The sequence below is a fragment of the Roseateles sp. GW821-FHT03B02 genome (genome assembly GCF_059421025.1).
This window is the reverse complement of the sequence record NZ_JBWKUV010000001.1, coordinates 1-14,299: the sequence shown is the minus strand read 5'-3', so window position 1 is coordinate 14,299 and position 14,299 is coordinate 1. Positions and strand designations below refer to the sequence as shown.

13 protein-coding genes are annotated in these 14,299 nt (G+C 71.6%); 6 read left to right on the top strand and 7 right to left on the bottom strand.

Annotated features, from left to right (window positions below; all coding sequences use genetic code 11):
* Positions 1–13: 13 nt before the first annotated feature.
* Positions 14–898: a cytochrome c oxidase subunit 3 gene (locus AC07VX_RS00065; protein ID WP_493163805.1), complete on the top strand. Its 885-nt coding sequence runs from the start codon at positions 14–16 to the stop codon at positions 896–898.
* A 51-nt stretch (positions 899–949) separates the two neighbouring features.
* Here the strand turns inward: AC07VX_RS00065 and AC07VX_RS00060 are convergent, their stop codons facing one another.
* Complete coding sequence (locus AC07VX_RS00060; RefSeq protein ID WP_493163807.1) at positions 950–1,177, bottom strand: DUF2909 domain-containing protein; 228 nt, start codon at positions 1,175–1,177, stop codon at positions 950–952.
* Positions 1,178–1,207: 30 nt separating this feature from the next.
* Here AC07VX_RS00060 and AC07VX_RS00055 point away from each other — a divergent pair, with 30 nt between their 5' ends.
* From AC07VX_RS00055 to AC07VX_RS00035, 5 genes are read left to right on the top strand one after another with little or no spacing between them, the layout of a single operon-like run.
* Positions 1,208–1,915: an SURF1 family protein gene (locus AC07VX_RS00055; protein WP_493163809.1), complete on the top strand. Its 708-nt coding sequence runs from the start codon at positions 1,208–1,210 to the stop codon at positions 1,913–1,915.
* Positions 1,866–2,564 carry an SCO family protein gene (locus tag AC07VX_RS00050; RefSeq protein WP_493163811.1) on the top strand — a complete coding sequence of 233 codons (699 nt, stop codon included), beginning with the start codon at positions 1,866–1,868 and terminating at the stop codon, positions 2,562–2,564. Before AC07VX_RS00055 ends, AC07VX_RS00050 begins: the two co-directional genes overlap by 50 nt.
* 7 nt (positions 2,565–2,571) lie before the next feature.
* On the top strand, positions 2,572–3,669 hold the full coding sequence (locus tag AC07VX_RS00045) for a COX15/CtaA family protein (RefSeq protein ID WP_493163812.1): 1,098 nt from the start codon (positions 2,572–2,574) through the stop codon (positions 3,667–3,669).
* 2 nt (positions 3,670–3,671) lie between these two features.
* Positions 3,672–4,577 carry a heme o synthase gene (gene cyoE / locus AC07VX_RS00040; protein WP_493163813.1) on the top strand — a complete coding sequence of 302 codons (906 nt, stop codon included), beginning with the start codon at positions 3,672–3,674 and terminating at the stop codon, positions 4,575–4,577.
* A complete protein-coding gene (locus tag AC07VX_RS00035; protein WP_493163814.1) occupies positions 4,574–5,179 on the top strand; it encodes an SCO family protein in 606 nt (201 codons plus the stop codon). The genes cyoE and AC07VX_RS00035 overlap by 4 nt, the downstream gene beginning before the upstream one ends.
* Positions 5,180–5,224: 45 nt before the next feature.
* On the opposite strand, the gene rpoH is transcribed toward AC07VX_RS00035, so the two are convergent.
* The 6 genes from rpoH to AC07VX_RS00005 all read right to left on the bottom strand — a co-directional run bounded on the left by rpoH (position 5,225) and on the right by AC07VX_RS00005 (position 14,049).
* The gene (gene rpoH, locus AC07VX_RS00030; protein WP_493163815.1) at positions 5,225–6,142 is read right to left on the bottom strand and encodes an RNA polymerase sigma factor RpoH; all 918 of its coding nucleotides are present in this window, start codon (positions 6,140–6,142) and stop codon (positions 5,225–5,227) included.
* Positions 6,143–6,312: 170 nt separating this feature from the next.
* Positions 6,313–6,813 carry a chemotaxis protein CheW gene (locus AC07VX_RS00025; RefSeq protein WP_493163816.1) on the bottom strand — a complete coding sequence of 167 codons (501 nt, stop codon included), beginning with the start codon at positions 6,811–6,813 and terminating at the stop codon, positions 6,313–6,315.
* A 31-nt stretch (positions 6,814–6,844) separates the two neighbouring features.
* Positions 6,845–10,039, bottom strand: coding sequence for a CHASE domain-containing protein (locus AC07VX_RS00020; RefSeq protein WP_493163856.1), 3,195 nt, complete (start codon positions 10,037–10,039; stop codon positions 6,845–6,847).
* Between the two features lie 58 nt (positions 10,040–10,097).
* Positions 10,098–12,671, bottom strand: coding sequence for an ABC transporter permease (locus AC07VX_RS00015; protein WP_493163817.1), 2,574 nt, complete (start codon positions 12,669–12,671; stop codon positions 10,098–10,100).
* A 26-nt stretch (positions 12,672–12,697) separates the two neighbouring features.
* Positions 12,698–13,648, bottom strand: coding sequence for a PA2778 family cysteine peptidase (locus AC07VX_RS00010; protein WP_493163819.1), 951 nt, complete (start codon positions 13,646–13,648; stop codon positions 12,698–12,700).
* Complete coding sequence (locus tag AC07VX_RS00005) at positions 13,645–14,049, bottom strand: PA2779 family protein (protein ID WP_493163820.1); 405 nt, start codon at positions 14,047–14,049, stop codon at positions 13,645–13,647. The genes AC07VX_RS00010 and AC07VX_RS00005 overlap by 4 nt, the downstream gene beginning before the upstream one ends.
* Between the last annotated feature and the right edge of the window lie 250 nt (positions 14,050–14,299).

Below are 14,299 nucleotides of genomic sequence, written 5' to 3'. Positions count from 1 at the left end.
CTAGGAGAACGACATGTCGGCAGCGACAACCCCGGGCAAAACCCCGTACTACTTCGTCCCCGCGCCCTCGCGGCATCCGGTGATGGCCGCCACCGGCCTGTTCTTCGTCATCCTGGGCGCCGGCCAATGGGTCAACGGCCACGGCTGGGGCATGTACTCGCTGTTCGGCGGCCTGGCCCTGTGGGCCTTCGTGCTGCAGCAGTGGTTCCGCGATGCCATCGGCGAGAGCGAGGGCGGCCTCTACAGCGACCGCATCGACGTCTCCTTCCGCTGGAGCATGGGCTGGTTCATCTTCTCGGAGGTGATGTTCTTCGCCGCCTTCTTCGGCGCGCTGTACTGGGCCCGCGTGTTCTCGGTGCCCTCGCTGGGCAGCCTGGAGAACGGCCTGCTGTGGCCCGACTTCAAGGCCATCTGGCCCAGCACCGCGCCTGGCTTCACCGCCGCGCCGGGCGGCACCGTCGAGGCCTTCAGCACGATGGGACCCTGGCCCATCCCGACGATCAACACGGCCCTGCTGCTGACCTCGGGCGTCACGCTGACCATCGCCCACCACGCGCTGATCGCCGGCAATCGCGCCAAGACCATCGCCTGGATGTGGATCACCGTGCTGCTGGGTGCCACCTTCCTGGGCTTCCAGGCCTACGAGTACCACCATGCCTACGCCGAGCTGAACCTCAAGCTCAACTCCGGCATCTACGGCTCCACCTTCTTCATGCTGACCGGCTTCCACGGCTTCCACGTCTGCGTGGGCGCGTTGATGCTGCTGTTCATCACCATCCGCCTGATGAAGGGCCACTTCACGGCCGACCGCCACTTCGGCTTCGAAGGCGCGGCCTGGTACTGGCACTTCGTCGACGTCGTCTGGCTGGGCCTGTACGTCGTCGTCTACTGGCTGTAAGCGGGCAACCCCGCAAGACACAAGCGCCGCAGTCGCGGCGCTTTTTTTTGATCAGTTCGTGGACCGCAGCGGCAGCCCCGTCGGCTGTATCCAGCCCATCTTCCAGCTCAGCAGGATGACTAGGAACAACGCCACCGACAGGGCCACGCGCAGCGCCAGCGCGCGGGCCATGTTGGGGCTGCGCTTGGCGTCGCCGCGGCCCTTGCGCAGCATGAAGACCCCGGCTGCCGCCAGCGCGCCGAGGATGCCGATGAAGGCGATCAGGATCACGAATTTCATGGCGAAGGATTATCGACCGGGGGAGCGGGCATGACGGCCCGGCGCTGGCTGCTGCTGGCCGCCGTGCTGCTGGGCGCCATGCTGACCGCGCGCCTGGGCCTCTGGCAGCTCGACCGTGCCCAGCAGAAGATCGATCTGCAGGCCGCCATCGACGCCGAGGCCGCCCTGCCGCCACTTGCCAGCGGCGAACTGGGCAGTGAGCGGCAACTGCACCGCCGCGTCGCGCTGCGCGGCAACTGGGTGGCCGACCGCACCGTCTGGCTGGACAACCGCCCCATGGACGGCCGTGCCGGCTTCTACGTGGTCACGCCGCTGCGGCTGGCGGGCCGTGCCGAGGCCGTCCTCGTGCAACGCGGCTGGGCGCCGCGCGATCCTGCCAACCGCAGCCAGCTGCCGGCCGTGGCCACGCCGGCCGGCGAAGTCGAGGTCATCGGCCGCCTCGCCGCTTCGCCGTCGCGGGCTTATGAGCTCGGCGAGGGGGAGGCCGGCCCGATCCGGCAAAATCTCGATCCCGCGGTCCTGGCCGCCGAGTCCGGGCTGCGACTGCTGCCCCTGACCGTCGTGCAGACGGCCGGCGCCGAGGCTGACGGTCTGCTGCGTCACTGGCCCGCGCCGGATCTGGGCCTGCACAAACACTACGGCTACGCCTTCCAATGGTTCGCGCTCTGCGCGCTGATCCTCTGCCTCTATGTCTGGTTCCAACTCCTCCGCCCCCGGCTCCGCCGCCAGCAGCCCTGAACCGCTGAGCTTCGCGGTGCACAGCCTGCCCGATCCGCGTGCGGCTGCGCAGCAGCGCGCCGGTCGCTGGAAGATGCTGCTGGTGCTGGCGCTGTGCGCGGCGCCCGTCGTCGCGTCCTACTTCACCTTCTACGTCGTCAAGCCCGCAGGCTCGGCCTACGGCGAGCTGATCGCGCCCACCGTCGAACTGCCGGCCGATCTGCCGCTGACCGATCTGCAGGGCCGCGCCGTGCCGGCCGACTCGCTGCGCGGCCAGTGGCTGCTGGCTGTCGTCCAGCCGTCCGCCTGCGGCCCGGCCTGCGAGCGCCAGCTCTACGTGCAGCGCCAGCTGCGCGAGATGCTGGGCAAGGAGCGCGGCCGTGTCGACAAGCTCTGGCTCATTCCCGATGACGGCACACCGGGCGACGCCGTGCTGGCGGCCGTCCAGCAGAAGGGCGTCGAGGCCACCGTGCTGCGGGTGCCGCAGGACCGGTTGCTCGCCTGGCTCAAGCCGGCGCCGGGCAAGGCGCTGGGCGACCATTTCTACGTCGTCGACCCGATGGGCCGCTGGATGCTGCGCGCGCCGGGCGACCCCGAGCCCAAGAAGCTCAAGGCCGACCTCGACAAGCTGCTGAAGGCCAGCGCCGGCTGGGACAAGCCAGGCCGCTGAGTTGAACTTGAACGAGTTGCTCCTCCCCCTCAGCCAGGTCGCCGCCATCGGCGGCGCGGTCGCCCTCGGCCCGCTGCTGTGGTGGCGCCAGCGCTCGCGTGCCAGCACCCCGGCCGGGCGGTTGCGTGCGCTGACGCTGCTGACGCTGTTCCTGACCTTCGACCTCATTGTCTTCGGCGCCTTCACGCGACTGACCGATTCGGGCCTCGGCTGCCCCGACTGGCCGGGCTGCTACAGCGCGGCCAGCCCCGTCGGCGCGCAGGCCCAAATCGAGGCCGCGCAGACAGCGATGCCCACCGGGCCGGTCACGCATGGCAAGGCCTGGATCGAGATGGTCCACCGCTACCTCGCCAGCGGCGTGGGACTGCTCATCCTCGTCATGGCCGTGCTGAGCTGGCGGTTGCGGCGCCTGGCCCGGGAACAGGGCGAGGCCGCGCCATCGCCCTGGCTGCCGACGCTCACCCTCGCGTGGGTCTGCGTGCAGGGCGCCTTCGGCGCGCTGACGGTGACGATGAAGCTGTTCCCCGCCATCGTCACGCTGCACCTGCTGTTCGGCATCGGCCTGCTGATGCTGCTGGCCTGGCAGCACGAGGCCTACCGGCCCCGGCCCATCCCGGCGCCGTCGTCGCTGCGGTGGGCCGCGGCAGCCGTGCTGCTGCTGGCCCTGCTGCAAGTGGCGCTGGGCGGCTGGGTCAGCACCAATTACGCCGTGCTGGCCTGCGACGAATTCCCCACCTGCCACGGCGGCCAGTGGTGGCCTCACCTGGATTTCGCCCAGGGCTTCCAGCTCTGGCGCGAACTCGGCCAGCGGGCCGGCGGCGGCTACCTCGGCTTCGAGGCGCTGGCCGCCATCCACACGGCCCACCGCCTCGGCGCGGCCGTCGTTTTCGCGGCCCTGCTCGCGCTGGCATGGCGCCTGCGCGGGCCCGCCCCCCAAGCCGCACGCGCGCTGGTGGCGGTGGCGGGCTGGCAGTTCGCCTCCGGCCTGTCCAATGTCGTGCTCGACTGGCCCATCGTTGCCGCCCTGGCCCACACGGCGGGTGCCGCCGTGATGCTGGGCCTGCTCACCACCCTGCTTGCGCGCCTGCGGCGCAACCCTTCCTGATCATGGCCTCCACGTCCACCGCCAGTGCCTTCGTGCACAGCCCGCGCTGGCAGCAGTTCTACCAGCTGACCAAGCCGCGCGTCGTCCAGCTCATCGTCTTCTGCGCCGCCATCGGCATGGCCCTGGCCGTGCCCGGCCTGCCCGATCTGCAGCAGGCCCTGACCATGCTCGCGGCCGTTGCCGGCATCTGGCTGGTGGCCGGCGCGGCCGCGGCCTTCAACTGCCTCATCGAGGACGGTATCGACGCCCGCATGAAGCGCACCGCCTGGCGCGCCACCGCGAAGGGTGAGCTCAGCCGCCCGCAGACGCTGGCCTTCTCGGCCCTGCTGTGCGGCGTCGGAATGGCGCTGCTGGGCGTCTACGTCAACCTGCTGACGATGTGGCTGACCTTCGCCACCTTTGTCGGCTATGCCGTCATCTACACGGTCATCCTCAAGCCCATGACGCCGCAGAACATCGTCATTGGCGGTGCCTCGGGCGCCATGCCCCCGGTGCTGGGCTGGGCCGCGATGCGGGGCGAACTGGGCTTCGAAGCCTGGCTGCTCTGCCTCATCATCTTCCTGTGGACGCCGCCGCACTTCTGGGCCCTGGCGCTGTACCGCGCCGAGGACTACGCCCGCGCCGGCCTGCCCATGCTGCCCGTCACCCACGGCAACGACTACACGCGGCTGCAGATCCTGCTCTACACCTGGGTGCTGCTGGCCGCCACGCTGCTGCCCTTCCTGACGGGCATGAGCGGCTGGTTCTACCTGGTCAGCGCCGTCGCGCTGGGCCTGGGCTTCTGCGGCTATGCCTTGCGGCTGTGGCGCGGCTATTCGGAGATGCTGGCGCGGCGGACCTTCTGGTTCTCCATCTGGCATCTGTCGCTGCTCTTCGCAGCCCTCCTGATCGACCACTACATCGCATGAGCAACCGTCGCTTCGCCCTCGCCGCGCTGGTCGCGCTCGCCCTTGTCGGCTGCCAGAAGGCCAGCCCGGACAAGCCCGCCTTCAAGGGCATCGACCTGACCGGCGCCGAGTACGCCCGCCAGCTCAACCTCACCGACCAGGACGGCCGCGCCCGTTCGCTGGCCGACTTCAAGGGCAAGGTGCTGGTGGTCTTCTTCGGCTACACCCAGTGCCCCGACGTCTGCCCGACGACCATGGCCGAGGTGGCCGAGGTCAAGCGCAGCCTGGGCGCCGATGGCGACAAGGTGCAGGGCCTCTTCGTCACCATCGACCCCGAGCGCGACACCGGACAGCTGCTCAAGGCCTACATGGCCAGCTTCGACCCCAGCTTCGTGGCCCTGCGTGGCAGTGCCGAACAGACCCAGGCTGCGGCCAAGGAGTTCAAGGTCTTCTTCGCCAAGGTGCCGGGCAAGACGCCCGAGACCTACACGATGGACCACACCGCCGCCAGCTTCATCTTCGACACCGAGGGCCGCGTGCGCGTTTACGCGCGTTACGGGTCCGGTGCGCAGCCGCTGGCGGACGACATCAAGCTGCTGCTGGCTGAAGCCGGCAAGAAATGAAAGAAGGCCCCGCGAGGGGCCTTTTGCTCGGCGCGATGAGGACGCTCAGGCTGCTTCGGTCAGCGCCTTCTTCATCTTCTTCATCGCCGCCACCTCGATCTGGCGGATGCGCTCGGCCGACACGCCGTACTCGGCCGCCAGCTCGTGCAGCGTCATGCCGCCGGAGGCGTCGTCGTTCACCTTCAGCCAGCGCTCCTCGACGATGCGGCGGCTGCGCGGGTCCAGCACTTCGAGCGCGCGCTGGATGCCGTCGCCGGCCAACGCGTCACGCGAGCGGGCTTCGATGACACGCGTGGGCTCATGGCTCTCGTCGGCCAGGTAGGCGATGGGCGCGAAGCTCTCGCCCTCATCGTCGGTCTGCGGCTCCAGGGCCACGTCGCCGCCCGACATGCGGGTCTCCATCTCCAGCACTTCCTCGCGTTTCACGTTCAGCGTGCTGGCGACGTGGGCCACCTCGGCTTCGCTGAGTGTGTTGCGGTGCGTCTGGCCGTCGGCCTGGTCGGCCTTCAGCTGGTGCTTCATCGAGCGCAGGTTGAAGAACAGCTTGCGCTGGGCCTTGGTCGTGGCGACCTTGACCATGCGCCAGTTCTTCAGAATGTACTCGTGGATCTCGGCCTTGATCCAGTGCATGGCGTAGCTCACCAGGCGCACGCCCTGGTCGGGGTCGAAGCGCTTGACGGCCTTCATCAGGCCGACGTTGCCTTCCTGGATCAGGTCGCCCTGGGGCAAGCCGTAGCCGACGTACTGGCGCGAGATGGACACCACCAAGCGCAGGTGCGACAGCACCAGGCGGCCGGCGGCTTCGAGGTCGCCCTTGTCGCGCAGCGTGCGGGCGGCGGAGGACTCCTCCTCGGCCGTCAGCAGCGGCAGGCGGTTGACGGCGGAGATGTAGGCGTCCAGATTGCCCAGCGAGGGCACGAGGGCCCAGGGGTCGCGGACGGCAATGGCAGAAGAAGCGGACATCGTCTTGAATCCTTGCTAAACCGCAGCTTGGGATGCCGCGGCAAGAAGAATATTAGCACTCTGGCTCCGTGAGTGCTAAGGGCGATGGTGCGCTGGCTGGAATGCAATGTTTCCCAGCGTGAAACAGTGGGCGGGCGCTAACTTGCACCCCGTCCGGCGACGGGTCAGGCTCAGTCGACCAGCCCGAAATCGGGGCTCTTGATCATCGCCTCGATGTCCAGCAGGATCAGCATGCGTTCGCCGAGCTTGCCCAGGCCGGTGATAAAGCGGGCGTCCAGGGCGGCCGGCACCTCCGGGCGGGGCTTGATCTCGTCGACGCCCAGTTCCAGCACGTCGGACACCGAATCCACGACGATGCCGACCACCCGGCCGGCCACGTTCAGCACGATGACGACGGTGAAGGCGTTGTACTCGCCGGTCTGGCCCAGGCGCAGCCGCAGGTCCAGGATGGGCACGATGACGCCACGCAGGTTGACGACGCCCTTGACGAAGTGCGGCGCGTTGGCCACCCGGGTGGGCGCCTCGTAGGAGCGGATCTCCTGCACGCGCAGGATGTCCAGGCCGTATTCCTCCTCGCCGATGCGGAAGGTCAGGAACTGGCGGCCATCGTTTCGTGCCAGGGTCTGCACGGCCTGGGCACCGGTGCTGGGAACGAGGTCGGTGGAACTCATCGGGCGCTGCTGTCTGTTGAGAGGCTGGGGCTCATTCTGCCCGCTCCGCGTCGGGGCCCGCCGCCAACAATTCGTCGACGAGCGCCAGCAGTTCGCGCACGTCCAGCGGCTTGGTCAGGTAGTGCCGGGCGCCGGCCGCGCGGGCGGCGGCGATCTGCTCGGGCTGGGCGTTGGCCGACACGACGATGACCGGAGGCGGGTTGCCGAGGTCGCGCAGCTGGCGCAGCACTGCCAGGCCGTCGCCGTCGGGCAGTTGCCAGTCGAGCAGCAGCAGGGCCGGCGGGCGGGCGCGCAGCGCGCGCAGGCCCGCCTCTACCGTCGGCGCCACGTCCAGCTCTATCCCCGGGCGCTGTTCCAGGATGCCGCGCATGACCTCGGCATTCAGCGGGTTGTCCTCCACGTAGAGCAGGCGCCGCCGCGGTCCGGCCTGCGGGCCGGTGGGCTCGTCGGGGCCCGCCTCCGGCGGCAGCGAGGCCGTCGCGGTGGCGGCGGCCAGCCTCAGCACGAAGCAGGCACCGGGGCCTTGCGCCGGCCCGACGAGCTCGGCTCGCAGGCTGCCGCCCATCATCTCGGCCAGGCGCTGGCTGATGACCAGGCCGATGCCGGTGCCCGGCAGGCCGCTACGCTCGCGGCCCAGGCGGTTGAAGGGCTGAAAGAGAGCGGCGTGCTGCTCGGCCGTCAGGCCCAGGCCGGTGTCGCGCACGGCGATCTCGACCCAGCCCGGTTCCGGGCGGCTGGCCTCGATGCTGACGCTGCCGCCGGGGCGGTTGTACTTGATCGCGTTGCTGAGCAGGTTGGTCAGGATCTGCGTGACCCGTGTGGCGTCGCCGACGAGATGGGCGGCGCCCGGGTCGATGCGCTGGCTGATCGCCAGGCCGCGCTCCGTCGCCTGGCCCTGCACCAGGGCCAGCGCGCGGGCCAGCAGCGGCGGCAGCTCCTGCGCCGACAGCTCCAGTCGCAGCGAGCCAGCCTCGATGCGCGACAGGTCTAGCGTGTCGTTGATCATCTCCAGCAGATGCCAGCCCGCCTGGGCGATCTGCTGGGCGCGGGTGCGCTGACCGGGTGGCAGGGGCTCGGCGGCGTCCATCTGCATCAGCTGGGTGAAGCCGAGGATGGCGTTCATCGGCGTGCGCAGCTCATGGCTCATGCGCGACAGGAACTCGTTCTTGGCCTGGTTGGCAGCCTCGGCGGCCTCGCGGGCGCGGCCCAGCTCCTCGATGCGCAGCTGGTCGGTGATGTCCTCGACGACGCCCACGAGCCGGTGCGGCCGGCCGTCGGCACCCCGCAGCAGGCTGACCAGCACGCGGGCGTGCACGATGCTGTCGTCCGGTCGCACGTAGCGCTTCACGCGCCGGTAGAAGGGGATCTCGCCCCGCATCAGCCGCCGCGCCAGGCGGATGTCCTCGCGGCGGTCATCGGCATGGGTCACGTCGATGGAGCGCCTGCCCGCGAGGGCCTCGGCCGAATAGCCCACCAGGTTGCAGAAATGCGCGTTGACCTCCTGGAAGCCGCCGTTCAGGTCGGTGAAGGCTATGCCGATGGGCGCCGTCTCGAAGATGCTGCGAAAGCGCTGTTCGCTCTGGCTCAGCGCCCGCTCGCCCTGGGCGCGGTTGGCGATCTCACGCTCTAGCGCCGCCGTGCGCTCCTTCACCAGCGCCTCGACATGCTGGGTGCGGCCCGACATCAGCAGCAGCAACGCTCCCACCATGGCCGTGGCCAGCAGGCCCACCAGCGCGAAGGCCCAACTGCGGCCCGGCGCCGGCAGCATGCCCGGCAGGTCGTAGATGCGCACCTCCCAGTGCCGGCCGCCGAACTCCAGCGGCATCTTGACCAGCGGCAGGTTCGCGTCGGCGCCGCGCTGCACGGCCTCGCAGCCCAGCCGCCCGCCGAGGCGGGGATAGGCGGCGCCTGGCTCGAGGTCGACTAGGCAGGCGCCGAGGTAGTCGGGCCAGCCTGAGGCAAGCCTCGACAGCAGCATGTCGGGCCTCAGCGTCGCAAAGACGACGCCGTCCAGCGCTGCCTCGCCGGGCTGGGCCTGCTCGCGGTAGAGCGGCTGGTAGATGACCACGCCGACCGCCGCCTCCCTGTCCTGCGACAGCTGCAGGCCTGCAGAGGCCACCGGCCGCCCCAGGCTCGCAGCCCTTTCGACGGCCGCGCGCGCGCCGGGGACGGCGCGCACGTTGATGCCCAGGGCCGGGGCGTTGCGCGACAGCGGCTCGATAAGGCGGATGGCCAGCATGTCCTCGTCGGCTGGCGGACGCAGGTCTCCGGCGCGCAGCCGGTCGCGGGCCTGGTAGGTGCCGGGGAAGGCGTCGGCCGCCGCCGCCGCGTTGAAGCGTTCGACATCGGTGCGCGCGACGCGCAGCGCCAGGCCCAGCGCGATCAGCGGGCTGTCTTCGGTCAGGAAGCCGCTAGTGGCGCGGGCGAACTCCGCCCGCGTTGGCCGCGGCTTGATCTTCACCATGCCGTGCACGCCCTCCAGCGCCAGCAGCGGCTCGCGCAGCCGGCCGGCGAAGGTCTGGGCCGCGCTCGTCGCCTCGCGCGTGAAGTCGGCGCGGTTGCGCTGGCGGTCCCATTCGACCGTGGCCGCCACGCCCAGGCCGACGAGCAGGGTCGTCAGCAGCATGGGCAGGCCGACGCTGAGGCGCCGCGTCGCCCAGGCCGAGCGGGGGTGGCCGATCAGCGCAAGCGTGATGGGCGTGGCGATCAGCACGCCCATCAGGTCGCCGGTGGCCCAGACCGTCCAGACCAGGCCCATCTGCGTCGTGGCGATGACGTCGGCCGCCTTCAGCATCAGCGTGGCGCAGCTCGGGCTGATGAGGCCGGCCAGGGCCACGGCGGCCAGGTATGCGGCGATCTCGCGTGGCGACGCCAGCACCAGCGGCCGGCCGCACCAGCGCCGCATCAGCAGCGTGCCGACCGCCGCCTGAGCCGCGGCGCCGCAGCCGATGCCTGCGGACAGCAGCAGCACGCTGTCGCTCATGTCGGCCATCATCGTGGCCTGCACGACGAAGGAGCCCAGGGCCACGGCCGGCAGATAGCGCAGGCCCAGCACCAGCAGCACCGCCAGCCCCCAGCCGGCCGCCGGGTAGATGGGCGCCACCTGGTAGGGCGGCAGCACCATCAGCAAGCCCAGGCGCCCGAGCAGGTAGTAGACGAGGGTGATGCCCGCCGACAGCGCCAGATAGCGGCCCGCGCCGCGCACCGTCAGCGCGCGGGCCGGCATCACGGGCTCACTCCTGCCGAGCGGGAGCGAGCTTGCCTGGGGCGGCCCGGCGCGGCGCTCATTCGGCCTGGGCCTCGCGCAGAGTCTGCACCACCGGGCGCTGCAGCACGCCGCGCAGGCTCCACCAGCCGGCGCTCCAGGCCAGCAGGGCGCCCAGCACGGCGCTGGCCAGCGGCACCCAGGGCTTGAGCTGCCAGGCGAACTGGAAGACGAAGCGCGCCAGCAGCGCCGCCAGCAGCAGGGCCACGCCGCCGGCCAGCAGGCCGGCCAGCGCACCCACGCCCAGCAGCTCGGCGCGCTGCACCTGGGCCAGCAGCGAGGACGGCGCGCCCAGCGCGCGCATCAGGCCGAACTCGCGCGTGCGCGCCTCGCGCGTGCTGCCCACGGCGGCCAGCAGCACGACCAGGCCGGTCGCCAGCGTGAAGCCGAACAGGAACTGCACGGCCTGGATGACCTGGTCCAGCACGCCCTGCACTTGGTTGAGCTGGGCCGACACGTCGACGACCGTCAGGTTGGGGAACTGCCGCGCCAGCTCGCGGTCCAGCTTCGCACCGGCCGGCGTGGCGGGCGTGCGGTAGGCGGCGATCTGCGTGGCCGGCAGGTCGGGCAGGCTGGCCGCCTCGAACAGCACGAAGAAATTGACCCGCATCGACGACCAGTCCACCTTGCGCAGGCTGGTGATGCGGCCCTGCACCGGCTGGCCGGCGATGTCGAAGGCCAGTTCGTCGCCGAGCTTCAGGCCCAGCGTCTGCGCCAGGCCTTCCTCGACGCTCATGCCCAGCTCGCCCGGCTTGGCCGCCCCCCAGCTCCCTGCCACGATCTGGTTGTGGGCCGGCTGCCCAGCCGTGTGGCTCAGGTTGAACTCGCGCTCGGCCAGGCGCTGGGCGCGGTCCTCGCTGAACTTGCGGCCCTGCACCGCCTCGCCGTTGATCGCCGTCAGCCGCCCACGGATCATGGGGTACCAGTCGTAGCCCTTCACGCCGGTGGTGTCAAGCGTGTGGCGGAAGGCTTCGCCCTGGTCGGGCTGGATGTTGATGACGAAGCGGTCCGGCGCCGCGGCCGGGGTGGCGCGGCGCCAGCTGTCGATGAGGTCGGTGCGCAGCAGCACCAGCAGGGCCAGGGCCAGCAGGCCCACGGCCAGCGAAGACACCTGCATGACGGCGAAGCCCGGCCGCGCCGCCACCTGGCGCGTGGCCAGCAGCAGCCAGCGCGGCACGCCGGCGCCGCTGACGTTGCTCGGCACAACCCGGCGCAGCAGCTTCACCGCCACCCAGGCCAGCCCCGCGAACAGCAGCACGGCACCGGCAAAGCCCGCCGCCGCGATGCTGCCCAGCATCAGGTCGCCGGCCAGCACGACGAGGATGGCCGCGAGGCCCGCCACGCCGGCGCCCAGCACCAGCAGCGAGCCGGCCTTGGGCGCACCGAGATCGCGGCGCATCACGCGCAGCGGCGGCACGGCTGCGAGCTGCAGCACCGGCGGCAGGCCGAAGCCCAGCAGCAGCGACAGGCCCAGGCCCAGGCCCAGCAGCGCCGGCCAGATGCTGGGTGGCGGCAGCGTCACGTCGATGAGGCCCGCCAGCAGCGACACGAACACCTGATGCAGCGCCAGCCCGATCAGCACGCCGGCCAGGCTGGCGGCCAGGCCGGCCAGCAGGAACTCCAGCCCGTAGGCCCAGGCGATGCGCCGCTGCGGCTGCCCGAGCACGCGCAGCATCGCGCAGGCGTCCAGATGGCGGGCCGCGAAGTCGCGCGCCGCCAGCGCCACGGCCACCGCTGCGAGCAGGGCCGACAGCATCGCGACGAGGCGCAGGAAGCGCGCCGCGCGGTCCAGCGTCTGGCGCATCTCCGGGCGGCCCGACTCCAGCGACTCCAGGCGCACGCCGCGCAGCTTGTTCTTCTCGACGAGCTGCTCCGCCGCCGCGGCAAAGCGCTTCACCGCGTCCGGCGCCGCGCCCGCGCCGGGCACCAGGGCCAGGCGGTAGGTGATGCGGCTGGCCGGCTGCACGAGACGGGTGGCCGCGAGGTCCCCTTCGGCCAGCATGACGCGCGGCGCGAAATTCATGAAGCCGGCGCCGCGGTCGGGCTCGGTCCCGATCAGCGCGGCCAGCCGGAGCTGGCTGTCGCCGAGCAGCAGCGTGTCGCCGAGCTTGAGGCCCAGGCCGTCGGCCACGGCCGGGTCGACCCAGACCTCGCCGGCCGCGGGCGCGCCAGCGCGGCCGGGCAGGGCCTCGCGCAGCGCGATGTCGCCGCGCAGCGGGTAGCCGGCGCCGACCGCCTTGACGGCGACGAGGCGGCTCTCGCCACCCTGGGCCTCGGTCGCGCGCGCCATGCTGGGGAAGGTGGCGCTGCGCACCGTGGCGAGCCGCAGTTCGGAGGCGAGGTCCACGAGCGCCTGCGGCGTCGGCTGGTCGCTGGCGACGACGGCGTCGCCGCCGAGCAGCTTGGCGGCGTCGCGGCGCAGGCCCTGGTCGAGCCGGTCCGACAGGAAGGCCACCGCGCACAGTGCCGCGACGGCCAGAGCCACGGCCAGCATCAGCAGGCGCAACTCGCCGGCGCGCCAGTCCCGCAGAAGTTGCCGCCAGGCGACGGCCAGGGTGGAGGGCGGACGCTGGGAGATGGCGGGGGACGTCATGCGCGCGACTTTATAGCCGCGGGGCCCTAGCGAACGGGGTCCGTCGCGGCCAGTGTGGCGCGGGCCGCATCGCGCCAGGCCGGCTCGGCCGCTTCGGCGCGCCGCACGGCGTTGGAGGCGGCGGCGCGGGCGGCAGTGCGGTCGCCCGCGTCCAGGCGCAGTCGGGCCAGGTTGATCCAGGCCACGGCGCTGTCGTGGCGGGCGGCCGCGGCCTCGAAGGCGGCGCTCGCCCCGGTTGCATCGCCCGCCGCATTCAGCGCGTTGCCGAGGCCGATGCCGGCCAGCGGGTTGTCGGGCCAGCGGGCCAGCAGCGTGCGCCAGGCCAGCGCCACGCGGGCCGGTGGCGCGGCGCGCTCGAAGCCGAGCGCGGCTTCCAGCGCCTCGGCTTCGCCGGCGGTGGCGGGCAGCCGATCCGGCGGCAGCACGGCGATGGCCCAGCGGCCAGCGCGCGCCCAGGTGTACTCGAAGGTGCGCAGGGGCAGGGCCTCGCGCCGCGTCGTGCCGCTGCGCAGGATGAGCTCGCGGGAGCCCAGGTCATAGCCGACGACGACGGCGTAATGCCAGCGCGGCAGCCAGTCCAGGCCGAGGTTCTGCAGCACGACGACCGCGTGGCCGGCCGCGACTTCGCGCAGCAGGGCCGCCAGCTCGCGTGGCAGCCGGGTCGCGACGGCGCCCTGGCGGCGCGCGCCGCCGATCATCTCCAGCTGCAGGCTGCCGGCGCGCGAGGGCAGGAATACGGCGTCGGCGAGGCGATCGGGGTCGGCGGGCAGGCCGACATCGGCCAGCACCGTGGCCAGCGCGGCCGGGCCGCAGTGGTCGCGCGTCTGCGGGAAGAAGGGCACCTCCTGACGCTCGGCGCGTGCAGGCAGATCCGGCGGCGGGCCGGCCAGCAGCGCGGCTGTCTGCGGCGGCGTGAAGAGGCTGGCACAGCCGCCGAGCAGCAGGGCGGCGGCCGCCCCGGCGAGCCGCGCGATCAACGCACTGAGCGCGTGAAGGGGAAGACCTTGGTCAGGCCGAGGATGTCGGTCACGAGCAGGATGATGAAGATGGTGAACAGCACGCCGACGACGTCGCTCGCGCCGGCGGGTGCCTGGTCGATCTGCTGGACGAGCTGCTGGGCCTCCGCATCGGTCAGCGCATCCACGCGGGCGCGCAGTTCATCGGCCGACACGCCGCGGGCCTGCAGCATGGCGGCCAGGTCGGCGCGGTCCAGCGCGGCGTTCAGGCGCGCGTGGGCCTCGGTGCGGGGCGCCGGCTGCATCGCGGCGGCGGCTTGTTCGGTGCTGATCAGCGCCGTCGGCGCGGCCTGCGCCATGCCGCTGAAGACGAGGGATGCGATGAGGATGGAGGTGAGGGTGCGTCGTGCGGCGGTCTTCATTGGTGGTCTCCTGAGACGAGGCGGTTGTGCGATGGGGCGGCATGCTAGGGCTGGCCGGGGCCTGTCGAGCGCAGGCGCGGGCATGTCGCGGCCTTGTCCTACACGTCGGCCCGTTGCGCATGATCACGTAAACTCTGCGCCGCATGCGGGTGTAGTTCAATGGTAGAACGCTAGCTTCCCAAAAAGCTGATGCAGGTCACCCGGCGACCCGGTCCATCACGGAGGCCGCGACGGTCGACCCTCTAGATGC